The organism is Microbacterium gallinarum, from assembly GCF_014837165.1.
GTDB classification, from domain to species: Bacteria; Actinomycetota; Actinomycetes; order Actinomycetales; family Microbacteriaceae; genus Microbacterium; species Microbacterium gallinarum.
Genome location: NZ_JACSPM010000001.1, coordinates 1,380,403 through 1,402,985 on the forward strand (window position 1 = coordinate 1,380,403; position 22,583 = coordinate 1,402,985).

At 69.5% G+C, this 22,583-nt stretch carries 22 protein-coding genes; 14 read left to right on the forward strand and 8 right to left on the reverse strand.

Annotation, left to right across the window (positions count from 1 at the left end):
* The first annotated feature begins 39 nt into the window (after positions 1 to 39).
* The 3 genes from cls to H9622_RS06405 all read left to right on the forward strand — a co-directional run bounded on the left by cls (position 40) and on the right by H9622_RS06405 (position 3,661).
* The gene (gene cls / locus H9622_RS06395; protein ID WP_191765302.1) at positions 40 to 1,506 is read left to right on the forward strand and encodes a cardiolipin synthase; all 1,467 of its coding nucleotides are present in this window, start codon (positions 40 to 42) and stop codon (positions 1,504 to 1,506) included.
* A gap of 129 nt (positions 1,507 to 1,635) precedes the next feature.
* Positions 1,636 to 2,373, forward strand: coding sequence for a hypothetical protein (locus H9622_RS06400; protein WP_191765304.1), 738 nt, complete (start codon positions 1,636 to 1,638; stop codon positions 2,371 to 2,373).
* 328 nt (positions 2,374 to 2,701) lie between these two features.
* Positions 2,702 to 3,661 (forward strand): endonuclease domain-containing protein, encoded by a 960-nt coding sequence (locus H9622_RS06405; protein ID WP_191765306.1) that lies wholly within the window; start codon positions 2,702 to 2,704, stop codon positions 3,659 to 3,661.
* Positions 3,662 to 3,890: 229 nt separating this feature from the next.
* Here H9622_RS06405 and H9622_RS06410 read toward each other — a convergent pair whose 3' ends face one another.
* Genes H9622_RS06410 through H9622_RS06420 form a run of 3 tightly spaced genes read right to left on the reverse strand, consistent with a single transcriptional unit; the run spans position 3,891 to position 5,668 of the window.
* A complete protein-coding gene (locus H9622_RS06410; RefSeq protein WP_191765308.1) occupies positions 3,891 to 4,124 on the reverse strand; it encodes a helix-turn-helix domain-containing protein in 234 nt (77 codons plus the stop codon).
* Positions 4,125 to 4,170: 46 nt separating this feature from the next.
* Complete coding sequence (locus H9622_RS06415; RefSeq protein WP_191765310.1) at positions 4,171 to 4,905, reverse strand: hypothetical protein; 735 nt, start codon at positions 4,903 to 4,905, stop codon at positions 4,171 to 4,173.
* Between the two features lie 25 nt (positions 4,906 to 4,930).
* Complete coding sequence (locus H9622_RS06420) at positions 4,931 to 5,668, reverse strand: hypothetical protein (protein ID WP_191765312.1); 738 nt, start codon at positions 5,666 to 5,668, stop codon at positions 4,931 to 4,933.
* A 184-nt stretch (positions 5,669 to 5,852) separates the two neighbouring features.
* Here H9622_RS06420 and H9622_RS06425 point away from each other — a divergent pair, with 184 nt between their 5' ends.
* The 3 genes from H9622_RS06425 (at position 5,853) to H9622_RS06435 (ending at position 9,762) form a co-directional block, all read left to right on the forward strand.
* Positions 5,853 to 8,375 (forward strand): ATP-dependent Clp protease ATP-binding subunit, encoded by a 2,523-nt coding sequence (locus H9622_RS06425; RefSeq protein WP_191765313.1) that lies wholly within the window; start codon positions 5,853 to 5,855, stop codon positions 8,373 to 8,375.
* Positions 8,376 to 8,457: 82 nt separating this feature from the next.
* Positions 8,458 to 8,961: an amino-acid N-acetyltransferase gene (locus H9622_RS06430; RefSeq protein ID WP_191765315.1), complete on the forward strand. Its 504-nt coding sequence runs from the start codon at positions 8,458 to 8,460 to the stop codon at positions 8,959 to 8,961.
* Positions 8,962 to 9,066: 105 nt separating this feature from the next.
* Positions 9,067 to 9,762 carry a hypothetical protein gene (locus H9622_RS06435; protein WP_191765317.1) on the forward strand — a complete coding sequence of 232 codons (696 nt, stop codon included), beginning with the start codon at positions 9,067 to 9,069 and terminating at the stop codon, positions 9,760 to 9,762.
* A gap of 679 nt (positions 9,763 to 10,441) precedes the next feature.
* Here H9622_RS06435 and H9622_RS06440 read toward each other — a convergent pair.
* A complete protein-coding gene (locus H9622_RS06440) occupies positions 10,442 to 11,989 on the reverse strand; it encodes an amino acid permease (protein ID WP_191765319.1) in 1,548 nt (515 codons plus the stop codon).
* Between the two features lie 162 nt (positions 11,990 to 12,151).
* On the opposite strand from H9622_RS06440, the gene H9622_RS06445 reads away from it, so the two are divergent.
* The 7 genes from H9622_RS06445 to H9622_RS06475 all read left to right on the forward strand — a co-directional run bounded on the left by H9622_RS06445 (position 12,152) and on the right by H9622_RS06475 (position 18,285).
* Positions 12,152 to 13,507, forward strand: coding sequence for a glutamine synthetase family protein (locus H9622_RS06445; protein ID WP_191765321.1), 1,356 nt, complete (start codon positions 12,152 to 12,154; stop codon positions 13,505 to 13,507).
* The gene (locus H9622_RS06450) at positions 13,494 to 14,285 is read left to right on the forward strand and encodes a gamma-glutamyl-gamma-aminobutyrate hydrolase family protein (protein ID WP_225221563.1); all 792 of its coding nucleotides are present in this window, start codon (positions 13,494 to 13,496) and stop codon (positions 14,283 to 14,285) included. The genes H9622_RS06445 and H9622_RS06450 overlap by 14 nt, the downstream gene beginning before the upstream one ends.
* Complete coding sequence (locus H9622_RS06455; protein ID WP_191765325.1) at positions 14,282 to 15,646, forward strand: aldehyde dehydrogenase family protein; 1,365 nt, start codon at positions 14,282 to 14,284, stop codon at positions 15,644 to 15,646. Before H9622_RS06450 ends, H9622_RS06455 begins: the two co-directional genes overlap by 4 nt.
* 61 nt (positions 15,647 to 15,707) lie before the next feature.
* Positions 15,708 to 16,487, forward strand: coding sequence for a 3-oxoacyl-ACP reductase (locus H9622_RS06460; RefSeq protein ID WP_191765327.1), 780 nt, complete (start codon positions 15,708 to 15,710; stop codon positions 16,485 to 16,487).
* A 112-nt stretch (positions 16,488 to 16,599) separates the two neighbouring features.
* The gene (locus tag H9622_RS06465; protein ID WP_191765329.1) at positions 16,600 to 17,316 is read left to right on the forward strand and encodes a FadR/GntR family transcriptional regulator; all 717 of its coding nucleotides are present in this window, start codon (positions 16,600 to 16,602) and stop codon (positions 17,314 to 17,316) included.
* Positions 17,317 to 17,440: 124 nt separating this feature from the next.
* Positions 17,441 to 17,848 carry a dehydrogenase gene (locus H9622_RS06470; RefSeq protein ID WP_191765331.1) on the forward strand — a complete coding sequence of 136 codons (408 nt, stop codon included), beginning with the start codon at positions 17,441 to 17,443 and terminating at the stop codon, positions 17,846 to 17,848.
* Positions 17,849 to 17,889: 41 nt separating this feature from the next.
* On the forward strand, positions 17,890 to 18,285 hold the full coding sequence (locus tag H9622_RS06475; RefSeq protein ID WP_191765333.1) for a hypothetical protein: 396 nt from the start codon (positions 17,890 to 17,892) through the stop codon (positions 18,283 to 18,285).
* A 7-nt stretch (positions 18,286 to 18,292) separates the two neighbouring features.
* Here H9622_RS06475 and radA read toward each other — a convergent pair whose 3' ends face one another.
* Positions 18,293 to 19,663: a DNA repair protein RadA gene (gene radA, locus H9622_RS06480; RefSeq protein WP_191765335.1), complete on the reverse strand. Its 1,371-nt coding sequence runs from the start codon at positions 19,661 to 19,663 to the stop codon at positions 18,293 to 18,295.
* Positions 19,664 to 19,721: 58 nt separating this feature from the next.
* Here radA and H9622_RS06485 point away from each other — a divergent pair, with 58 nt between their 5' ends.
* Positions 19,722 to 20,189, forward strand: a complete 468-nt coding sequence (locus tag H9622_RS06485) for an SRPBCC domain-containing protein (RefSeq protein WP_191765337.1) — start codon at positions 19,722 to 19,724, stop codon at positions 20,187 to 20,189.
* Positions 20,190 to 20,209: 20 nt separating this feature from the next.
* Here H9622_RS06485 and H9622_RS06490 read toward each other — a convergent pair whose 3' ends face one another.
* From H9622_RS06490 to H9622_RS06500, 3 genes are read right to left on the reverse strand one after another with little or no spacing between them, the layout of a single operon-like run.
* Positions 20,210 to 20,983, reverse strand: a complete 774-nt coding sequence (locus H9622_RS06490; RefSeq protein ID WP_191765340.1) for a hypothetical protein — start codon at positions 20,981 to 20,983, stop codon at positions 20,210 to 20,212.
* A 4-nt stretch (positions 20,984 to 20,987) separates the two neighbouring features.
* Positions 20,988 to 21,941 (reverse strand): L-lactate dehydrogenase, encoded by a 954-nt coding sequence (locus H9622_RS06495; RefSeq protein ID WP_191765342.1) that lies wholly within the window; start codon positions 21,939 to 21,941, stop codon positions 20,988 to 20,990.
* Between the two features lie 49 nt (positions 21,942 to 21,990).
* Positions 21,991 to 22,356 carry a hypothetical protein gene (locus tag H9622_RS06500; RefSeq protein ID WP_191765344.1) on the reverse strand — a complete coding sequence of 122 codons (366 nt, stop codon included), beginning with the start codon at positions 22,354 to 22,356 and terminating at the stop codon, positions 21,991 to 21,993.
* Positions 22,357 to 22,583 lie beyond the last annotated feature (227 nt).

Genomic DNA, 22,583 nt, shown 5'->3' on the forward strand with positions numbered 1-22,583 from the left:
GGGGCTCACGCTGTCCGGGGAACGTCAGGAGCCACAAGAGTGATCACCATCACGTTCGATGCGACGTGGTGGCTGGTGCTGGTCTTCGTCGTCGACCTGGTCATCCGCGTCGCCGCGATCATCATCGTGCCGCGCAACCGGCGCCCCACCGCGGCGATGGCCTGGCTGCTGGCCATCTACTTCATCCCGATCATCGGCGTGTTCCTCTTCCTGCTGATCGGCAACCCGCGCCTGCCCCGCAAGCGGCGGCGCAAGCAGGAGCGCATCAACGAGTACATCCGCGACACCAGCGCCTCGCTCGACTTCGGCACGCTGCGCCCGCACGCACCGTCCTGGTTCACGTCGCTGGTCACCCTCAACCGCAACCTCGGCGCGATGCCGCTCGCCGGCGACAACGCCGCGCACATCATCGGCGGCTACCAGGACAGCCTCGACGCCATGGCCGACGCCATCCGCGGCGCGAAGCGCTACGTGCACGTCGAGTTCTACATCTTCCAGTCGGATGCCTCGACCGCGAACTTCTTCCGTGCCCTCGAAGAGGTCAGCGCGCGGGGCGTGACCGTGCGCGTGCTGCTCGACCACTGGGCCAACCGCGGCAAGCCGTTCTACAAGCAGACCCTCAAGCGCCTCGACGCCATGGGCGCGCAGTGGCACCTGATGCTTCCGGTGCAGCCCCTCAAGGGCAAGTACCAGCGGCCCGACCTGCGCAACCACCGCAAGCTGCTCGTCGTCGACGGCCGCGTCGCGTTCACCGGATCGCAGAACGTCACCGACTCCACCTACAACCTGCGCAAGAACATCAAGCGTGGCCTGCACTGGGTCGACCTCATGGTGCGCATCGAAGGCCCGGTCGTGGCATCCGTCAATGCCGTCTTCTTGTCCGACTGGTACAGCGAGACCGACCAGATCCTCACCGACGAGATCGACCTGTTCGACGTCGAGTCCGGCCCGGGCGACCTGGACTGCCAGATCGTGCCGTCCGGGCCGGGGTTCGAGTTCCAGAACAACCTCAAGCTGTTCGCCGGGCTCCTCTACGCCGCGCAGCGCAAGATCGTCGTGGTCAGCCCCTACTTCGTGCCCGACGAGGCGCTGCTGCTCGCGATCACGACGGCGTGTCAGCGCGGCATCCACGTCGAGCTCTTCGTGTCGGAAGAGGGCGACCAGGCGCTCGTCTACCACGCACAGCGCAGCTACTACGAGGCGCTGCTGCGGGCGGGCGTGAGGATCTGGATGTACCAGCGCCCATTCATCCTGCACTCCAAGTCGATGACGATCGACGACGAGGTCGCGATCGTCGGCTCGAGCAACATGGACATGCGCTCCTTCGGTCTCAACCTGGAGATCTCCATGCTCGTGCGCGGCGAGGAGTTCGTGCGCGAGATGCGCCGGATCGAAGACAGCTACCGCGCCCTGAGCCGCGAGCTCACCCTCGAGGAGTGGGAGAAGCAGCCGCTGCGCTCGACCGTGCTCGACAACCTCGCGCGGCTGACCTCCGCGCTGCAGTGATCACCCCGTCGGGGTGATTGTGATCAGCGCGTTACCGAGGACCCTGAGATCACGCGCCGATCTGCGACACCATATGGCTGACGGATGCCGCGGTCTCGGGCGTCCGCGCTGCTCAGGGAAGGATCTCGCATGACCCCTCGCACTCGCTCGGTGCTCGCCGGGCTCGGCCTCGCCGCGCTCCTCGCGGGCGCGCTCACCGCCTGCGCGACCACGTCGGGCGGCACCGCGCCCACCGCGCCCTCGGGCACGTCGTCGACCAACGGCGACGACGCGAACGAACAGGAGGTCGGCGCCGCGTGGCTCGATGGCGGCCGCTTGATCGGCATCGTCACCCAGGGCAGCTCCACGTGCATCCCGACCGCCGAAGAGGCGACGTACGAGGACGGCGTGATGAAGGTCACGCTCGTCGACGTCGAGGGCGACACCGCCTGTACCGCCGACCTCGCGCCCCGGGTCTCGCTCGTCGGTGTGCCCGAGGGGGTCGATCCGGCCCAGGGCGTTGAGATCGAGGTGACGGGCGACGGCTGGACCGGCGACACCGAGCTCGGCGGGGTGGCCGACCTCGGCGGCGGCGGCGAGACCGATTACCTGCCCTCCGCCGGGTGGACCGACGTCGACGGGCAGTTCGTCGTGTTGTCGTGGGGGTCGTCGTCGTGCGCGCCGATGATCGAGAACACCGAGGTGACGAGCGCGACCGAGATCACGGTGACGTTCGCGACCCCGCCCGCCGACCAGGTCTGCACGATGGACATGGCCCCGCGCGCCGTCGTGACCTCGGTGCTCGAGGCCGAGGACGACGCCGACATGTTCGCGATCCTGACCGGCGGCGAGTTCGACAACATCCGGGTGCCGATCTACCCCAACTGACGTCGGGTGCCTTCCCGCTCCCCTGTCACGATGTGTCGGGGCGGGTGGCACTTCGTGACAGGGGAGCTGTTGTCGGCGACGTGCCTTCCCGCTCCCCTGTCACGATGTGTCGCGGCGGGTGGCACTTCGTGACAGGGGAGCTGTTGTCGGCGACGTGCCGACCCGCTCACCTGTCACGATGTGTCGAGGCGGGTGGCACATTGTGACGGACGAGCGATGGCGCGGGGCGGATGTTGCCTCCTCCGGAGGCCGCGTCCAGCACCGCACTCTCCACAGCCGAACTGTGAGCCTGCGCCGCTCGCTGAGCTGAGGTCACGATCTTCGAGTGATGCGACCGCTTCCGGAAGAGCTGGGACCCCGATTCTCCGTCCAGCAGGCGAAGGCCGCCGGAGTCTCGGAGGGGAGGCTGCGGCGGAAAGACGTGGACAAGCCGTTCCACGGCGTCCGAGTGGTGAGCGACGCCGGGTTTCCCGCAGCGCTCGCGACGGATCGCTGCGGTCGGGCTCTCGGGCCGGCGGAGCAAGCGCACCTCGCACGCGCCCTGGCGTACGCACCGCGGATGTCCGAGGGCGAGTTCTTCAGCCATGTCACCGCAGCGGTCATCCTGGGCATCCCCCTCCCGCACGCCGTCGTCGCGCGGTCGTTGCTCCATGTGTCGGTGCTCCGGCCGCGGCGACTTCCTCGCAGCGCGGGCGTGCGCGGACACGAGGCGAAGCCCTCGCTCGTGACTGCCAGACGCGATGATCGCACGGGTCTGATGGTTGCGTCGCCGGCGTCGGTGTGGGCGAGCATCGGGCGTCAGCTGTCCGACCCGTATGACCTCGTCGCCGCCGGAGATGCTGTTGTGCGAACGTGGCGCGTCGACTCGCCGCTTGCGACGCTCGCCGAGCTCGAGTCGGCGGTCGTCGCGGGACGACGAGTCGGGGTGGTGGCCGCCCGGCTGGCGCTTCCTCGCGTGCGAACCGATTCCGCGTCTCGCCCCGAGACCTGGCTGCGCCTCACGCTCGTCGATCATGGCCTGCCTGAGCCTGACCGAAACCACGAGGTCTGTGAGAACGGCGTCTACCTCGGGTGCGTGGATCTCGCGTATCCCGCCCTCAAGATCGCGATCGAGTATGAGGGGGAGCACCACCTCCTCGATCCCGAGCAATGGAGCCGCGACATCGCTCGGTACGAGGCGCTTCGCGCCGGGGGATGGATCGTCGTCCAGATCACCAAGTCCGAGCTCTTCGGCACGCCCGCGCTCGCCGTTCAGCGGGTGCGCGAGGCGATCCGTCGTCGCGGCTGAGTCGCGTCGCAGTCTCTGTACGTTCGCCTGTCACGAAGCGCCGCGACTTGCAGCATCTTGCGACAGGTGAGCGGGTCCACCCGAAGGTGGGTTTGCTCGCCTGTCACGAAGTGCCGCGACTTGCAGCATCTTGCGACAGGTGAGCGGGTCCACCCGAAGGTGGGTTCGCTCGCCTGTCATGAAGTGCCGCGACTTGCAGCATCTTGCGACAGGTGAGCGGATGCCGCGGCTACGAGTCGGCACGGACGAGCAGGTCGCCCACCTCGCAGTCCAACGCCTGGCAGATGGCCGACAGGGTCGAGTAGCGGATGGCGCGTGCCCGGTCGTTCTTCAGGATCGACAGGTTCACCACCGAGACCCCGACGAGCTCGGACAGGCGCGTGAGGGTCATGCCGCGCTCCTCGAGCAGCTCGTCGAGCCGGCAGTGCACCCCGCTCGGGCCGTCGTCCTCGGCCGGGCTCATGCGAACCGCCGATGCTCGCGCTGGATCCGCCGGGTGCCGCCCGCCATCACACCAGCGCCTCGGTGTCATGCTGCAGGCGGGCGCCATGGCAGAAGATCGCGGCCAGCGCGCCGAGTGCGGCTGCTGCGCAGATCGGCCACCACGACACCGAGACCCGGTAGATCCCGGTGGACACCACATCGGCGCCGCTCGATGGAAAGACCTCGTTCGCGAGGATGGTGCGCCCGAGGCTGCTGAGAAGCTCTCCTCCGAGCCCGGCGACGAGCATCGTGAGGGCGCCGATGAGCAGCCAGCGGCTCACCACGCGCGAGAACGGCACGCCTTTCAGCGCCTGGCCGCATGCGACGGCCAGCACCACGGCGGGAGCGGCGATCGCGATCAGCGTGAGCACGTCGCCCGCCGCAAGCAGCATCCGCATGCCGGTGTCGACGCCGGCCAGGCTCACGTCGACGCCGGAGATGCTGCCGCACACCAGGGTCGGGGCGGTCGCCACGATCGGCTCGCCGAGACCGCCGCACGACAGGCCGGGCACCGTCACCGAAGCCGGCATGTTCGCGACCCACACATCCCCGCCGAACCATCGCCAGACCGAGACGACCACTGCGACGCCGGTGAAGGCGACCCACACGCGGGCCAGCGCGCCGGCGACCTCGATCACCACGGAGGAGCTTCGCCGCCGCCGGGCATCCCACGCGATGAAGCCGATGAATCCGGCGACGAGCAACAGGCCGCCGGTGATCCAGAGCAGTGCGCCCGGCAGGTCATGCCATCCGACGCTCACGACGTCTCCTCCACGATCATCTTCATCAGACCAGCGCCTCCGTGTCCTTCTGCATGCGGGTGCCGATCTGGAACGCCGCCGCGACGAGCGCGAGGCCGAGCGCCCACCCGATCGGTGCCAGGTCGAGCGTCAGCACCCACCCCGTCAGCCCTTCGTACGGACCGTCGCCCATGTCGCCGCCGGTGATGGTCCGCTCACCCAGGAACGCGACCACCGACGCTCGTGCAAAACTGCCGAACACCTGCGATCCGAGCCCGCCGACGAGCACCGCGATGGCGGTGACGCCGACCACGTGCGGCAGCGAGCGCACGAAAGGGCGTCCCCGCAGCAGTCCGATGGCGAGCCACGCGACGGCGACCCCGATCGCGAGGGCGGCGAGCAGCGGCAGCGCGCTTTCGAGGTAGAGCAGCCAGCGCATCCCGCCGGGGAGTCCGGCAACCTCCAGCCAGGCCGACTCGTACCCCGCGCCGACGATCGCGTCCGACTTCTCTGCGAACGCCGGCACGGCGGCGTTGGCGAGGGGGAAGCCGTCGATGCGCAGGGGGTCGACGGTGAAGACCTGGATGCCGGCGAGCACGAGCATCACCGTGCTCCCGGCCGCGACGAGCATCGCGCCGGTCCCGACGACGGCGACCACCCACTCCTCGAGCTTCGAGAGTCCGCCAGGCTCGGCGGCCCGCCGGGTGCGCACCAGCAGGATCACGAAGATCGTGCCGACGACGATCGGCAGCCCGATCCACAGAGCAAGGAATCCCGATCCCATGCCGACACCTCCATATCGATAGTCGTTGTTATCGACAAACGATAAGCCGAGCGGATGCCGCGGCGCAAGCATCCGTTGCACTATGCCCCTGGCGAACACGGGCTCACCCGATCCCCCCTCTCGTTACCCTCGATGTAAGGCGCCGAGGGCCCGACAGACCCTCCCTGCCCCGAAGGAGTGAACGATGTTCGAGAGATTCACCGACCGTGCCCGTCGTGTGGTCGTCCTCGCCCAGGAAGAGGCGAAGATGCTCAACCACAACTACATCGGCACCGAGCACATCCTGCTCGGGCTGATCCACGAGGGCGAGGGGGTCGCAGCCAAGGCGCTGGAGTCCCTCGGTATCTCGCTCGATGCCGTGCGCGAGCAGGTCCAGGACATCATCGGCCAGGGCCAGCAGCAGCCCACCGGGCACATCCCCTTCACTCCGCGCGCCAAGAAGGTGCTCGAGCTCTCGTTGCGCGAAGCGCTCCAGCTGGGCCACAACTACATCGGCACCGAGCACATCCTCCTCGGCCTGATCCGCGAGGGTGAGGGCGTCGCCGCCCAGGTGCTGGTCAAGCTCGGCGCCGACCTCAACAAGGTGCGCCAGCAGGTCATCCAGCTGCTCTCGGGCTACCAGGGCAAGGAGCCGGCGGCGGTCTCGGGCGCCGCTCACGACAACCCGCAGTCCGCCCAGGGCGGCTCGCAGGTGCTCGACCAGTTCGGCCGCAACCTCACGCAGGCCGCGCGCGACAACAAGCTCGACCCCGTGATCGGGCGCGAGAAGGAGATCGAGCGCGTCATGCAGATCCTGTCGCGCCGCTCCAAGAACAACCCCGTCCTCATCGGCGAGCCCGGCGTCGGAAAGACCGCCGTCGTCGAGGGCCTCGCGCAGGCGATCGTCAAGAACGACGTCCCCGAGACACTGAAGGACAAACAGCTCTACTCGCTCGACCTCGGCTCGCTCATCGCCGGCTCGCGCTACCGCGGCGACTTCGAAGAGCGGCTCAAGAAGGTCACGAAGGAGATCCGCACGCGCGGCGACATCATCGTCTTCATCGACGAGATCCACACCCTCGTGGGTGCCGGTGCCGCCGAGGGTGCGATCGACGCCGCCTCGATCCTCAAGCCGCTCCTCGCCCGCGGCGAGCTGCAGACGATCGGCGCGACGACGCTCGACGAGTACCGCAAGCACTTCGAGAAGGATGCCGCGCTCGAGCGCCGCTTCCAGCCGATCCAGGTCGCCGAGCCGAGCCTGCCCCACGCGATCAACATCCTGAAGGGGCTGCGCGACCGCTACGAGGCGCACCACAAGGTGCAGATCACCGACGGCGCCATCGTCGCCGCGGCGAACCTCGCAGACCGCTACATCTCCGACCGCTTCCTGCCCGACAAGGCGATCGACCTGATCGACGAGGCCGGGGCCCGCCTGCGCCTGTCGATCCTGTCGAGCCCGCCCGAGCTGCGCGAGTTCGACGAGAAGATCGCCAAGGTGCGCGAGCAGAAGGAAGTCGCCTCCGAGGAGCAGGACTTCGAGAAGGCCGCGTCGCTGCGTGATGAGGAGAAGTCGCTCCTCGCCGAGCGACTGCGCCTCGAGAAGCAGTGGCGGTCGGGCGACGTCGCGTCGCACGCGGTCGTCGACGAGGGCCTGATCGCCGAGGTGCTCGCTCAGGCGACCGGCATCCCGGTGTTCAAGCTCACCGAGGAGGAGTCGAGCCGCCTCGTCTTCATGGAGAAGGCGCTGCACCAGCGCGTCATCGGCCAGGAAGAGGCGATCGCCGCCCTCGCCAAGACGATCCGTCGTCAGCGCGCCGGCCTCAAGGACCCGAAGCGCCCGTCTGGCTCGTTCATCTTCGCCGGCCCCACGGGAGTCGGAAAGACCGAGCTCGCCAAGGCTCTCGCCGAGTTCCTGTTCGACGACGAGGCCGCGCTGATCTCGCTCGACATGTCGGAGTTCGGTGAGAAGCACACCGTTTCGCGGCTGTTCGGTGCCCCTCCCGGATTCGTCGGCTTCGAAGAGGGCGGCCAGCTCACCGAGAAGGTGCGCCGCAAGCCGTTCTCGGTCGTGCTCTTCGACGAGATCGAGAAGGCGCACCCCGACATCTTCAACTCGCTGCTGCAGATCCTCGAAGAGGGTCGCCTGACCGACGGTCAGGGCCGCGTCATCGACTTCAAGAACACGGTCATCATCATGACGACCAACCTCGGATCGTCGGCGATCGCCGGCGGCCCCGTGGGCTTCCAGGTCGAGGGCAACAGCGGCACGACCTACGAGCGCATGAAGGGCAAGGTCAACGAGGAGCTCAAGCGCAACTTCAAGCCCGAGTTCCTCAACCGTGTCGACGACATCATCGTCTTCCCGCAGCTCGACAAGGACGAGCTGCGCCAGATCGTGGGCCTGTTCACCAAGCGCCTGGGCGAGCGTCTGCTCGACCGCGACATGACGCTCGAGCTGACGGATGCCGCGAAGGACAAGCTCATCGAGATCGGGTTCGACCCCGCGCTCGGCGCCCGTCCGCTGCGCCGTGCGATGCAGCGCGAGGTCGAGGACCGCCTGTCCGAGAAGATCCTCCACGGCGAGCTCGACGCGGGCGACCACGTGAAGGTCGACGCGGTCGACGGCGAGTTCGTCTTCGAGCACGGCCCCCGCGGCGAGAAGGTCGCGGTGGGCGTCGTCCACAACGGCGAGATCACGGCCACGCCCGACCTGGCCGCCAACTCGTAAAGGCCGGAATGAACGAAGAGCAGATGCCTCGCGGCATCCGCTCTTCGTCGTCTCGGGGCTCCGTGCGCTCTACGCTGGAGGGATGAGCGAGATCACGGTGCGGCCCGCGCGCACGCGCGACGTGCGCGGCATCCAGGCGATGCTGGAGCCGTTCGTGCAGCGCCGCATCCTCCTCGGCAAGGACCTGGTCGTTCTCTACGAGGCGACGCAGCAGTTCCTGGTCGCCGAGGACGGCGAGGGCAACCTGATCGGCTGCGGCGCGCTGCACGTGATGTGGGAGGACCTCGGCGAGATCCGCACGCTCATCGTCGTCGACGAGTGGCTCCACCACGGCGTCGGCCGAGCGCTCGTCGAAGGGCTCGAGGAGCAGGCCCGCACGCTCGGGCTCACGCGGCTGTTCTGCCTCACGTTCGAGGTCGACTTCTTCACGCGGCGCGGCTTCTCGCCGATCGGCGAGCAGGTCGTCGACCCCGACGTCTACTCGCAGCTCATCCGCTCTCCTGATGAGGGCGTCGCCGAGTTCCTCGACCTCGCGCACGTCAAGCCCAACACGCTCGGCAACACGAGGATGATCAAGAACCTCTGAGCGGATGCCGCGACCCGCGGCTGCGCGTGCGCTGACGCCGCAGCGAACGCGAGGCGGCGGGCGTGCCGACGCGGCGGGCCGGACGCCTCCGCCTACCCTGGTCTCATGACCGGCGAGACTCCCCGCAGACGGCACTCCCCGGCGGTGTACCGCCGCCGTCGGATCGTCCTGCTCATCGGGCTGCTGCTGGTCGCCGTCCTCATCTGGCTGCTCGTCGCCCAGCCGTGGCGGAGCACCGCGTCGGAAGGCGCCGAGCCGCAGACCGAGAAGACCCAGGATGCGGCAGGATCGCTGCCCGTCCCGACCGCGGCGGCGACGCCCGGCCCCACCCCGACCGGAGAGGCCGCGGGCGACGCGACCCCGAAGCCGACGCCGTCGGGCACCCCTGCCGCCCAGCCCTGCGTCGGAAGCGACATCGCCGTCGAGGCGGTCACGAGCCAGGAGTCGTACTCGAACGACCAGGTGCCGTCGTTCTCGATCCGGCTCACCAACGAGGGCGACGCCGACTGCACGCTCAACGTCGGCACGAGCGGCCAGGTCTTCACCGTGACCAGCGGCAGCGACACGTGGTGGCGGTCGACGGACTGCCAGAGCGAGCCCAGCGACATGACCGTGCTGCTGACGGCAGGGCAGACCGTGTCGAGCGCTTCGCCGCTCACGTGGGACCGCACGCGCTCCGCGGTCGGCACATGCGACGACGAGACACGACCGCGGGCTCCCGGCGGCGGCGCGTCGTATCACCTCGCCGTCGAGATCGGCGGGGTCGCCTCGACCGAGACGACCCAGTTCCTGCTGTACTGACGCCGGGCGCGATGACCCGCTGAGGCGGGGAGTCATCGGCGCGCGCCTGCGTCGGCGCGCGTGCGCTCCACGCGCACCTGCGCTCACGCGCACCTGTGCTCACGCGCGCGCCTGTGCCCACGCGCGCCTGCGGGAGGGCAGGAAAAGGCCCCCGGGGTTGGGGACTCCCGGGGGCCTGCCACTGTCGGCAGTTCGGGCACACCCCAAGGCGCGCGATGCTCGACAGTGAAGAGACAGTGCTGGGGACACTGTTCTCGGAGGTGCTGGGGACACCTCGCGTATAAGGTTACGCGGATTGGTAGTACCTTGTATGTCCCCACTTCGGTGGACAAGAACACGATTCTCATGAGATTTTCATGAAGTTGTGTCCCCCGAAAGGGGGACACAGGCGAATTTCCGGGAGTAACGTGGGCCTCAGCTCCCGCAGCCGCTCGATGCTGTCCCCCAACAGCAGCCTCGTCACCCCAGCGAGCAGTCGAACCGCCGGTGAGCAGTAGGCCCTCTCGAGCCGCCGTGGGAGAACGGCGCGAGGGGGCCGCTCAGTCCCCGGACGCGGCACTCGCACCCGGATCCCGCACCGCTCCGTTCGCGGACATAGCCCCGCACCGCTCCGTTCGCGGACAAAGCAACGGGGCCGGAGCGTCCCCCCGGACCACTCCGACCCCGCGCATCCCCCTTGCTAGGGCTTGTCGCTGCCGAACACCTCGGCCTCCATGGCGTCGTAGCCCTCGGCCTGCGGGTCGCCGTGGGTTCCGCCCGAGAGTGCGTACTCCTCTTCGGGGGAGAGCACCAGGCGGTGCCGGAAGAACAGGGCGAAGCCGACGAGGATGATCACGTACACGATGAAGATGGCGACGATCGCCGGCACGAACGTCGGATTGAGCAGGAAGCCCACGAAGATGAGCGCCGCGATGACCGCCGCGATCACGGCGCCGGTGATGCCCCACGGGCTGCGGTACGGACGGTTCGCATTCGGGAACTTCCTGCGCAGGATGATGAACGAGATCATCTGCAGCAGATAGGCCAGCACCGCGCCCCACACCGCGATGTTCAGCACGATGGCTCCGGCGACAGCGCCGGCGCCCTCGTTCAGGGCCGCGACGGTGTCGAGCACCACCAGCGCGATGAAGCCGATGACCGCGCCGACCGCGAGGGCGACCCATGGCGTCTGGCGCTTGCCCGTCAGCGAGAGGAAGCGCGGGTAGTAGCCGGCACGTGACAGCGAGTACATGTTGCGCCCGTAGGCGAACATGATGCCCTGGAGCGAGGCGAGGAGGCCGACCAGTGCGAAGAGCGCGAGCACGGCAGCCAGGCCGTCGCCCACGATCGCGCGGAAGCCGTCGAGCAGCGGCTCGGCCGCGACTCCTGTGGCCTCGGCGCCGATCACGCCGGTGTTGAGGAAGAGCACCAGCAGGCCGGTCACGATGAGCGTTCCGCGGGCCCAGAACCCCGCGCGGGGGATGTCGCGCACCGGGTTGTGGGACTCCTCGGCGGCAAGCGGCAGCTCCTCGATGCCGAGGAAGAACCACATCGCGAACGGAAGCGCGAAGAGGATCGGCAGCACGCCGTGCGGCAAGAACTCGGTCTGCCCGGGGTCGGGCGCGATGTCCCACAGGTTCGCCCACTGGAACGCCCCCGAGAAGATCGCCATCGCGGAGAAGACGAGGATGATGCCGATCGAGATGATCGAGACGACGATCGCGAACTTGAACGAGATGTTGGCGCCCGCGGAGTTGAGAGCGATGAAGAGGACGTAGAGCAGCACCCACCACACCCATGCGGGCAGGGAGACGCCGAGGAGCTCGGACGTGATGGCATCGGCATAGGACGCCGAGAAGTAGACGATGACCGCAGTCGTCGCGACGTACTCGATCGTCTCCGCGGCACCGGTGACCAGACCGCCCCACGGACCCATGGCCGATCGGGCGAACGAGTACGCGCCCCCGGTGTGGGGCATGGCCGACGCCATCTCGCCGATCGAGAAGATCATGCCGTAGTACATGGCGACCAGGATCACGAAGGCGATCAGCATGCCGCCGAACCCGGCGAAGTCGATGCCGAAGTTCCAGCCGGAGAAGTCGCCGGAGATGACGGCGGCGACGGCGAGGCCCCACAGGCCCCACACACCCGCGGATCGTTTCAGAGTCCGCTTCTGGAAGTAGTCCTGACCAGCCCGCGTATAGGTCGCGCCGGCGACCTTCGCGGGACCATCGCTCGACTGAGACATCGATCCTCCGTGCTCTCGGGTGGGACGCGGGGGGTGCGTCTGCGCATGATTGTGATCCCTATTGGCAGGTTGTGTCTACCTTTGGAGTCAGATTCGTCGTTACAGTTGACCGACTCCGTACCGCTCGCGGGGCTCATCGGTCCGAACAGGAAGGTTGGGCGCATGCCGGGAAACCTCAGCGTCGATGAACTGAACGCCGCGATCTCGGCGGGGGAGATCGACACCGTCGTCGTCGCCTTCGCCGACGCCCAGGGGCGCATGGTCGGCAAGCGCGTCTCGGCCCGGCTCTTCCAGGAGGAGGTGCTCCCGCACGGCGCCGAGGCCTGCAACTACCTGCTGTCGGTCGACGTCGACATGAACACCGTCGACGGGTACGCGATGTCGAGCTGGGAGACCGGCTACGGCGACATGATGCTGCTCAGCGACACCGGCACGCTCCGGCGCATGCCGTGGATGCCGGGGAGCGCGCTCGTCATCGCCGACCTCGGCTGGGAGAACGGCGATCCGGTGGTCCAGTCACCGCGTGCCATCCTCAAGCAGCAGCGCGCGCGCCTCGCCGACCGGGGTCTCGTCGCGTACTCGGGCACCGAACTCGAGTTCATCGTCTTCGACGACTCGTATCGGGATGCCTGGGCCAAGGGCTACCGCGACCTCCGGACCTCTACCGATTACAACGTCGATTACGACCTGCTCGCGTCAGGCCGCCTGGAGCCGCTGCTGCGCGACATCCGCCTGCAGATGGACGGCGCCGGGCTGTACACCGAGGGCGTGAAGGGCGAGTGCAACCTCGGCCAGCAGGAGATCGCGTTTCGCTACGCCGAGGTGCTCGAAACCGCCGACCAGCACACGATCTACAAGAGCGGTGCCAAGTCGATCGCCGACGCGCACGGCAAGTCGATCACGTTCATGGCCAAGTTCAACGAGCGCGAGGGCAGCAGCTGCCACATCCACCTGTCGCTGCGGTCCGAGGACGGCGAACCGGTGATGGCGGGCGACCGCGCGCACGGCTTCAGCCCGCTCATGGAGCACTGGATCGCCGGCATCCTCGCCACCCTCCATGAGTTCACGCTGCTGTACGCACCGACGATCAACTCGTACAAGCGGTTCGCCCCGGGCTCGTTCGCACCCACGGGGATCGCCTGGGGGATCGACAACCGGACGTGCGCCCTGCGGGTCGTCGGCCACGGCTCGTCGCTGCGGGTCGAGAACCGCGTGCCGGGCGGAGACGTGAACCCGTACCTGGCGATCTCGGCGATCATCGCCGGCGGGCTGCACGGCGTGGAGCACGAGCTGCCACTGCCCGACCCGCTCACGGGCAACGCCTACGCCTCGGGTGTGGACCACCTGCCCACGACGCTCCGCGAGGCGGCGCGGCTCTTCGACGAGTCCGCGATCGCCCGCGCCGCCTTCGGCGACGACATGGTCGACCACTACCTGAACCAGGCGCGCATCGAGGTCGAAGCCTATGACGCCGCTGTCACCGATTGGGAGAGGGTGCGTGGATTTGAGCGCCTCTGATCTCGGTACACCGCCCGCGGGGGCCTCCGGCCACGGAGCACGACGGCCGGTCATCGGCCTCACCACCTACCTCGAACGTGCGAAGCAGGGGGTGTGGGACGTGCGCGCCGCGTTCCTGCCGCAGCAGTACTTCGACGCAGTCACCGCGTCGGGCGGCATCGCCGTTCTGCTTCCCCCGCAGCCGGGTCCGGATGCCGCCGCCCCCGCGGTGCTCGAGGGGCTCGACGGCCTCATCCTGACCGGTGGGATGGATGTGCAGCCCGAGCTGTACGGTGCGGAGCGGCATCCGCTCACCGATCCCGGGCGACCCGACCGCGACGAGTGGGAGCTCGCGCTGTTCCGCGGCGCCGAGGCGCGGCGCATGCCGGTGCTCGCGATCTGCCGCGGGCTGCAGCTTGTGAACGTGGCTCGTGGCGGCACGCTGCACCAGCACCTGCCCGACGCGCTCGGCACCGAGCGCTACCGCATCGGCGGCGGCGTCTTCGCGACGAACGAGGTGACGGTGGACGACGGATCCCGGCTGGCCGGGCTGGTCGGCGCCGGCACGCTCGACGTGCACAGCTACCATCATCAGGGCGTCGACCAGGTGGGTGCGGGGCTGATGGTGACGGCGCGCACCGACGACGGCCTGGTGCAGGCCTTCGAGTCGGACGACGACCAGTACCTCGTGGGGGTGCAGTGGCATCCCGAGGAGAATCTCGAGGACCGCCGGCTCTTCGCCGGCCTCGTCGCCGAGGCATCCGCCTACCGCGCCGCTTCTCAGGGGGTGTCCGCATGAGCAGCACGTTCACCGTCATCAATCCGGCGACCGCGCAGGCGATCCGCGAGATCGGGCGCGCGAGCGTCGACGAGGTCGATGAGGCCATCGCCCAGGCCGTCCGCGCGCAGCGGGCGTGGGCGGGTCGTGCACCCGTCGCCCGGGCCGACGCGCTGCGCGCGTTCGCCCGTGCGGTCGAGGACCATGTCGAGGAGCTCGCGCAGCTCGAGGTGCTCAACTCGGGGCATCCGATCGGATCCGCTCGCTGGGAGGCATCGCACGTCGCCCAGGTGCTCAACTTCTACGCGGGCGCCCCCGAGCGGTTGAGCGGCCTGCAGATCCCGGTCGCCGGGGGGCTCGACGTGACCTTCCATGAGCCGTACGGCGTGGTCGGCATCATCGTGCCGTGGAACTTTCCGATGACGATCGCGTCGTGGGGCTTCGCGCCCGCGCTCGCCGCAGGGAACGCCGTGGTGCTGAAGCCCGCGGAGCTCACACCCCTCACGGCGCTCCGGCTGGGTGAGCTGGCGCTCGAGGCAGGACTGCCCGAAGGGCTGTTCACGGTCGTGACCGGCTCGGGCTCGGTCGTCGGGCAGCGGTTCGTGTCGCACCCGGACGTGCGCAAGGTGGTGTTCACCGGGTCGACGGAGGTGGGGACGGATGTCGCGGCCGGCTGCGCCCGCAACCTCAAGCCCGTCACCCTCGAGCTCGGAGGCAAGAGCGCCAACATCGTGTTCGACGACGCCGATCTCGAACTGGCGGCGGCGTCGGCTCCCGGTGCGGTGTTCGACAACGCCGGACAGGACTGCTGCGCGCGCAGCCGCATCCTGGTGCAGCGCTCGGTGTACGACCGGTTCCTCGAACTGCTCGAGCCGGCGGTGCGCGACTGGCAGGTCGGTGATCCGGCGCTCGAGTCGACGCAGATGGGGCCGCTGATCTCGGCCTCGCACCGATCGACCGTCGCGTCGTTCCTCGACGGCGCGGACATCGCGTTCCACGGCTCGGCTCCGGAGGGCGACGGGTTCTGGTTCGCGCCGCACGTCGTGCTCGCCTCGCCGCAGGACCGCCTCGCACAGGAGGAGGTGTTCGGGCCGGTCGTCGCCGTGCTGCCGTTCGACGACGAGGCCGACGGCATCCGTCTCGCCAACGACACGATCTACGGGCTGGCCGGCTCGATCTGGACCGAGAACCTCGGCCGGGCCGTCCGCGTCTCGCGCGCCGTGAAGAGCGGTGTTCTGTCGGTCAACTCCCACTCCTCGGTGCGCTACTCGACCCCGTTCGGCGGCATGAAGGCCTCGGGACTCGGCCGCGAGCTCGGCCCCGACGCCGCCGAGCACTTCACCGAGACCAAGAACGTCTTCTTCGCGACGGATGCCTCGTGACCGGCATCCGGTCGCGGAGCGACCCAAGCGAGACGAAACGCCCCGCACGAACGGAGAACCCATGACCATCGACCTCACCCAGCGCCTCGAGGACCGGGTCGCGATCATCACCGGCGGCGCGTCCGGGATCGGGCTCGCGACCGCGCGCCGCTTCGCCGCCGAGGGTGCGGAGGTCGTCATCGCCGATCTCGACCCGACGTCGGGCCAGGCTGCGGCGACCGAGGTCGGAGGCGTGTACCGGCATGTGAACGTGGCGGACGAGGCATCCGTCAACGAGCTCTTCGACGGGGTCGCAGCCGAATTCGGCCGGCTCGACATCGCGTTCAACAACGCCGGGATCTCGCCCGCCGACGACGACTCGATCGAGACGACCGAGCTTCCGGCGTGGGACCGCGTACAGGACGTCAACCTCAAGAGCGTGTACCTGTGCTCGCGCGCGGCGCTGCGGCACATGGTCCCGGCGGGCAAGGGCTCGATCATCAACACGGCGTCGTTCGTCGCGCTGCTCGGGTCGGCGACCTCGCAGATCTCCTACACGGCCTCGAAGGGCGGTGTGCTCGCGATGACCCGTGAGCTCGGCGTGCAGTTCGCCCGCCAGGGGGTGCGCGTGAACGCGCTGTGCCCCGGGCCGGTGAACACACCGCTCCTGCAGGAGCTGTTCGCCAAGGACCCGGAGCGCGCACAGCGCCGGCTCGTGCACGTGCCGATGGGCCGCTTCGCCGAGCCGGAGGAGCTCGCGGCCTCGGTCGCGTTCCTCGCTTCGGACGACGCGTCGTTCATCACGGCCACGGCCTTCGTCGTCGATGGCGGCATCACCAACGCCTACGTCACCCCGCTGTGACGATGAACGTGTGCACAATGTCGGCACGTCGGCCGGCATCTCGAACTGACGGGGACTCCTCGGGCGGTTCGCGCCGGGATCGCCGACGTTGTGCTTGCTGCGAGGATGCGCGATGACCGAGACGCCGCTGCGCGAGGTGCGCCGGGCCGTGTACCGGCCCGTTCGTGAGGGCAACGCCCTTGAAGACACCGTGGCGCGCCTGGTGCAGACGATCCGGCTCGGCGTGGTCGCGCCGGGAGAGTCGCTCCCGGCCGAGCGCGAACTGGCGACGCTGTACGCGGTGAGTCGCGACACCGTGCGCGAAGCCATCCGCGAGCTCGCCGACACCGGCTACCTCGTGCGCCGGCGAGGCCGCTACGGCGGCACGTTCGTCGCCGACCCGCTGCCCCAGCCGCCGCATCCCGGACAGGTCGATCCCGCCCAGCTCGACGACGTGCTCGGCCTGCGGCGGGTGCTGGAGGCCGGAGCAGCGCGGGCGGCGGCATCGCGTTCTCTCCGTCCCGAGCAGCGGGACGAACTGTGGGCGCGCTACGAGGCCGTCTCGGCGGCGTCCGCCACCGACTACCGCCGCCTCGACACCCTGCTGCACCTGGTGATCGCCGAGGTCGCGGGCATCCCCTCACTCGTCGCGCTCGCTGCCGAGAACCGGGCGCAGGTGAACGCGTGGCTCGACACGTTCCCGCTGCTGCCGCGCAACATCGAGCACGCCAACGCCCAGCACGAGCACATCGTCACCGCGATTCTGGCCGGGCGAGCGGATGCCGCGGAGGCCGCGGTACTCGACCACCTGGCCGGCACCGAGGCCCTGCTTCGAGGCTTCCTCGCCTGACCGGATCCGGTGGCGGGCGTTCTCGGTCTGGGCGCTCGCCTGTCGCAACGGGCCGGGTGCGGCGGCACTTCGTGACAGGTGAGCAAGCGCGGGGACGGGGCGGCGGGGCGTCTACGCTGGACGGATGGCCGGCAAGAAGCGCGCGAAGAAGAAGGAACCTCTCGAGTTCCGCAACACGCAGCTGAGCGACGCGCTGCAGACCCAGGACATGGCGGCCGTCGCCTTCGCGCTGAGGCACGGGCCCACTGTCGTGCCGCTCATGCATCCGCGGCAGCGGGACAACCCGCTCGACGTCGGCGAGGTCTGGACCTACCGCGACCCCCGCACCGGCGATATCGCCCTGCTGCTCTTCAGCGACGCGGCGCACAAGCCCGAGACCCTGCCGCCCGGTGTGGCGCTGCAGTCCCCGGCCTGGCTTCGCTCCTTCCTCGGCACGCACGAGGAGGAGATCACGACGGTCTTCTTCGACATCGCGGGCCCGCACCCGCTGCAGGCGACTCCGGCTGACCTCATCGCCGCGCTCGACGCCTGATCGTGACGATCGGCGCCACGCACCGGCGCTACGCTCGGGCCATGTTCCGAGCGGTGGGATGCCTCGTGCTCGCGGTCGGCGGTGCGGCAGCGCTCGTCGGTTGCACGGCGATCGGCGCCGCGATCCCCACTACGGGCCCGATCGCTGTCCATCCGCGACCGGAAGCCGGCATGGACGCCCTGCTCGAGGGCGTCCTGCGCACCGACGGCGGCTGCGTGCGCGTGGAGCACGAGGGCGGCACCGCCGTGCCGACGTTCCCGGCGGGCGACGGCTCGTGGTCGGGCGACACGCTGACCTGGCGCGGCGACGAGTACACCGACGGCGACCCGATCGCCCTCGGCGGCGGGTTCATGGGCACGGCGTCCGCTCCGTCGTCGAACGGCTACATGCCGGAGGCCTGCGTCGGACTCGAGGTCTTCGTGGTGTCTCCGTACTGACCCGCGCTCAGAACTCCGGGACGTCGGCCCCACGCGTCGGCCGCACGCGCGCCCGGACGTCGTTGAGCGCGCCGCGGAGCGTGCCCGACCGGTTGTCGATCACGTCGGTGTAGCCGAGCCGCGCGGCCTCGGACCGCCGCTGCACCGCCTGGGTCACCGGCCGCACCTCGCCCGCGAGACTGAGCTCGCCTACTGCGGCGAGCGTCTTGGGCGACGACTCGTTGTTCACGGCGCCCGCGACGGCGATCGCGATCGCGAGGTCGGCCGCCGGCTCGGTGAACCGCACGCCGCCGACGGTCGAGACGTAGACGTCCTTGTCGCTGGTCTTGATGCCACCCCGTTTCTCGAGCACCGCCAGCACCATGGCGACGCGCGCAGCATCGACCCCGTTCACGATGCGGCGGGGGTTCGGGCTCGTCGCCGTGATCGTCAGGGCCTGCACCTCGACGGGCATGGCGCGCTTGCCTTCGAGCGCGATCGCGACGCACGTGCCGGGCTCGGGAGAGCCGTGGCCGAGGAACAGCGCGCTCGGGTCGGGCACCTCGGCGATGCCGGCGCCGGTCATGTCGAAGCATCCGACCTCGTCTGTCGGCCCGAAGCGGTTCTTGAGCGCCCGCACGAACCGCAGCGAGGTCTGCCGATCGCCCTCGAAATGGCAGACGACGTCGACCAGGTGCTCGAGGATGCGCGGGCCTGCGATCGTGCCGTCCTTGGTCACGTGCCCGACGATGATCACGGGAAGCCCGCGCTCCTTCGCCACGCGGATGAGAGTGGAGGCCACTTCGCGCACCTGCGACGGGTGCCCGGCCATGCCCTCGGACAGCGACGACGCGACGGTCTGCACCGAGTCGACGATCAGCAGCTCGGGCCGCACCTCGTCGACGTGCCCCAGGATCGTCGCGAGGTCGGTCTCGCTCGCGAGATAGAGCTCGTCGTGCAGGGCGCCGGTGCGCTCGGCGCGCAGGCGCACCTGTGCCGTGGACTCCTCGGCCGACGCGTACAGCACCCGCCGCCCCGCCTTCGCCGACTGCGCCGCCACCTCGAGCAGCAGCGTGGACTTGCCGACGCCCGGCTCGCCCGAGAGAAGGATCGCGGCACCCGGAACGACTCCACCGCCGAGCACGCGGTCGAACTCGCCGACGCCGCTCGTGCGCCGGGGGGCGTCGGTCGTGTCGATCCGCGTGATGGGCTGCGCCGCTCGACCGGCGCCGGGAGTCACCGGCGTGATCGATCGCAGCAGGCCGGTGGGCTCTGATGCCTCGACCACGGTGCCCCACTGCTGGCACTCGCCGCAGCGGCCGACCCACTTGATCGTCGTCCAGCCGCATTCGGTGCAGCGATACGGCGCGGTCTGCGTGGGTCGTCGGGTGGCGGCCATGGCCTCAGCGTACGTCGGGGTCGCGACATCGTCCCCAGGCGCGGCGTAGGGTGACCGCATGCGGGTGGATGCGGCATCCCGGTTCATCGCGGCGGAGCCCGACGACGTCTTCCGCGCGTTCGTCGACCCGGCCGCGATGCTCGCGTGGCTGCCGCCCGACGGCATGACGGCCCGGTTCGAGCGCTTCGACGCCGAGGCCGGCTACCGCATGGTGCTGACCTACGACGAACCGCCGGCGCAGGGCGGAAAGGCGACGGCGGAGTCGGATGTCGCGGACGTGCGCCGTGTCGACGTCGAGGCCGGCGAGCGCATCGTCGAGGAGGTCGACTTCCCGTCCGACGATCCGGCGTTCTGCGGCATCATGACCATGACGTGGACGTTCACCGAGGGAGACGGCGGGACGTACGTCGTCGTCGAGGCGACCGGGGTGCCGCGCGGGATCGACCCCGGCGACCACGTCGTCGGCCTCGAGTCGTCTCTGAGCAACCTGGCGCGGTTCGTGGAGGACGGCCGCGGCATCCGCTGATCCTCGCGAAGCCGCGCGGGTCACCCCTCCGGCGCGACGAACGCGGCGCCGAGTGCGGCCATCGCCTGCCGCCGCTCCTCGAGCCGGCGATGCAGTTCGCGCTGCGCGTGCTCGACGGTCGTCGCGTCGAGCGGCGCACTGTCGACGCGGGCGACGCCGTGGTGCTCGTGGATGTACGCCTCGAGCTCGGGACCCGACTCCCACGAGACGATCAGGCCGTAGCGCGGGCTGTCGCCGCGGTGCCACACCGCGTGCCAGAAGTGCTGGGTGTCGACGATCACGCGGGCGCCGGCGGGCAGCGGGATGCGCAGCTCCGTCGACGGGTCGAACCGGTCGCGGCGCAGGAGCAGTAAGGAGTCGGGGTCGTCGGTCAGATTGAAGAACGCGCGCACGACCCAGCCGGTGCCCTCGGGATTGAGTCGGTTGTTGTCGTCCTGGTGCAGGTTGTAGACCGCGTCGGCGTACGTGTTCGGCTGCAGCTCGATCACACGGCAGCGCCCGACACCCGCTCGCGGCTCCTGCGCGCGGCGCACCAGTGCCGGGGCGTGCGCGACCTGCGACGGGATCCACACCCCGTCCTTGTCGGCGCGCGGCGGCGTGTGGTTCCAGAAGCCGTTGCACTCGATCTCGCCGGCGTAGCTGGTGAGCGGGGCGAAGCGGGTCACACCCGACGAGCGCCAGCCGGTGTACTCGAGGTCGTGCCACTCCTCGGGGTCGCGGGCCTGGTCGTAGCGGTCGAGCACGACGTAGCCCGTCTCGGCGAGCGCGGGAACGGTGATGTGGCCGGTCGTCACGGGGTCAGCTCCGCAGCGAGTCGGCCACCTCGCGCAGCGCTTCGGCGGACCGGTGGAAGAGGTCGAGCTCGTGCGAGGCGAACTGGGTCTCGCGCACCGGGTGTGCACCCGTTGCGCTCACGACCGACGGCACCGAGAGGGCGACGCGGTCGACGCCGTGGAAGTCGCGCAGTACGGCCGACACGGGCATCACGGCGTGCTCGTCGTGGAGGATGGCCTCGATGATGCGCGCGCTCGACAGGCCGATCGCGTAGTTCGTCGCGCCCTTGCCCTGGATGACCTTGTAGGCCGCGTCGCGCACGTCGACCGCGATCTGATCGAGCTCAGCCGCGCTCATGCGGTCGCCTGCCGGAGTGACCCAGTCGAGGATCGGCACGGTTCCGATGGTCGCGCGCGACCACAGCGGGAACTCGGTGTCGCCGTGCTCGCCCACGATGTAGGCGTGCACGCTGCCGGTCGAGACGCCCGCGCGCTCGGCGAGCTTCCAGCGCAGGCGCGACGTGTCGAGCACCGTCCCCGACGCGAAGATGCGCTCCGGCGGCAATCCGGTCGCCTCCTGCGCGAGCACCGTGAGTACGTCGCACGGGTTCGTGACGATGACGAAGATCGCTTCGGGCGCCGCCTCGAGCAGCTGCGGCATCATCTTCTTCATGATCCCGGCGTTGACGCCCGCGAGCTCGATCCGGGTCTGGCCGGGGTTCTGCTTCGCCCCCGCCGTGATCACGACGACGTGGGAGCCCTCGACCACCGAGAGGTCGCTGCCGCCGATGATGTCGCTCGAACCCGTGAACTGCGTGCCGTGGGCCAGATCGAGCACCTCGGCCTCGACCTTCTCGGTCGCGATGTCGTAGAGCGCCACGTGCCGCGCCGATCCGCGGATCAGCGCGGCGTACGCCGTGCTCGATCCGACGCTTCCGGCGCCGACGATGGTGACTTTCGAATTCTCGATGACGGCCATGCCGCCAGTCTTGCAGTGAGCGGATGCCGCGGGCCAGGCGCGCGCCGTTTCAATACGGCAGGACGGAGAGCGGTGTCATCTGGCCGACCGAGATCTCGACCGACGTCGACGCCCCGCCGGACATCTCATACACGTACGTGCCGGTGATGGTCTCCCCCTCGTCGAGCGCGCCGGCCGGGGGCGCTGGCTCCACTCCCAGGTCCGTGGCCGGTTCGCCGTTGGTCGTCTGCGATCCCGCGAGCACGATCGCGATGTCGGAGACGTCGCCGGGTCCGCCCGCCGACCGCGTGATCGTCACGGTCGTCGTCATGTAGACGTTGCCGGCGGCCGGTTCGGCTCCCGGATTCGCCGCGATGACGGCTTCGGTCGCGTCCTTGTCGACCGCGTCGACCACGACGGTGAAGCACTCGATCACGACGGGATCACCGAGCGCGAAGGGATCGTCGACGGCACCGGTCGGAGAGTCGGCCGGGGGCGCGGGACAGTCCGCGGCCGACGTGGATGGCGTCGAGGAACTCGGCTCTGTCTGCGGTGGGTCGGGTTCTGCCGAAGCGCCGGCGCAGCCGGCAACCATGAGCGACGTCCCCAGAAGCATCGCGAGGGCGAGCCGCCGTGCAATCGGGCGGTTCATGCGCACATCAT

Excerpts from the sequence above, each read along its gene's own strand:
- H9622_RS06400 (WP_191765304.1), top strand. The coding sequence starts at position 1,636 with ATGACCCCTCGCACTCGCTCGGTGCTCGCCGGGCTCGGCCTCGCCGCG.
- H9622_RS06405 (WP_191765306.1), top strand. The coding sequence starts at position 2,702 with ATGCGACCGCTTCCGGAAGAGCTGGGACCCCGATTCTCCGTCCAGCAG.
- H9622_RS06410 (WP_191765308.1), bottom strand. The coding sequence starts at position 4,124 with ATGAGCCCGGCCGAGGACGACGGCCCGAGCGGGGTGCACTGCCGGCTC.
- H9622_RS06420 (WP_191765312.1), bottom strand. The coding sequence starts at position 5,668 with ATGGGATCGGGATTCCTTGCTCTGTGGATCGGGCTGCCGATCGTCGTC.
- H9622_RS06425 (WP_191765313.1), top strand. The coding sequence starts at position 5,853 with ATGTTCGAGAGATTCACCGACCGTGCCCGTCGTGTGGTCGTCCTCGCC.
- H9622_RS06430 (WP_191765315.1), top strand. The coding sequence starts at position 8,458 with ATGAGCGAGATCACGGTGCGGCCCGCGCGCACGCGCGACGTGCGCGGC.
- H9622_RS06435 (WP_191765317.1), top strand. The coding sequence starts at position 9,067 with ATGACCGGCGAGACTCCCCGCAGACGGCACTCCCCGGCGGTGTACCGC.
- H9622_RS06440 (WP_191765319.1), bottom strand. The coding sequence starts at position 11,989 with ATGTCTCAGTCGAGCGATGGTCCCGCGAAGGTCGCCGGCGCGACCTAT.
- H9622_RS06445 (WP_191765321.1), top strand. The coding sequence starts at position 12,152 with ATGCCGGGAAACCTCAGCGTCGATGAACTGAACGCCGCGATCTCGGCG.
- H9622_RS06455 (WP_191765325.1), top strand. The coding sequence starts at position 14,282 with ATGAGCAGCACGTTCACCGTCATCAATCCGGCGACCGCGCAGGCGATC.
- H9622_RS06460 (WP_191765327.1), top strand. The coding sequence starts at position 15,708 with ATGACCATCGACCTCACCCAGCGCCTCGAGGACCGGGTCGCGATCATC.
- H9622_RS06465 (WP_191765329.1), top strand. The coding sequence starts at position 16,600 with ATGACCGAGACGCCGCTGCGCGAGGTGCGCCGGGCCGTGTACCGGCCC.
- H9622_RS06470 (WP_191765331.1), top strand. The coding sequence starts at position 17,441 with ATGGCCGGCAAGAAGCGCGCGAAGAAGAAGGAACCTCTCGAGTTCCGC.
- H9622_RS06475 (WP_191765333.1), top strand. The coding sequence starts at position 17,890 with ATGTTCCGAGCGGTGGGATGCCTCGTGCTCGCGGTCGGCGGTGCGGCA.
- radA (WP_191765335.1), bottom strand. The coding sequence starts at position 19,663 with ATGGCCGCCACCCGACGACCCACGCAGACCGCGCCGTATCGCTGCACC.
- H9622_RS06485 (WP_191765337.1), top strand. The coding sequence starts at position 19,722 with ATGCGGGTGGATGCGGCATCCCGGTTCATCGCGGCGGAGCCCGACGAC.
- H9622_RS06495 (WP_191765342.1), bottom strand. The coding sequence starts at position 21,941 with ATGGCCGTCATCGAGAATTCGAAAGTCACCATCGTCGGCGCCGGAAGC.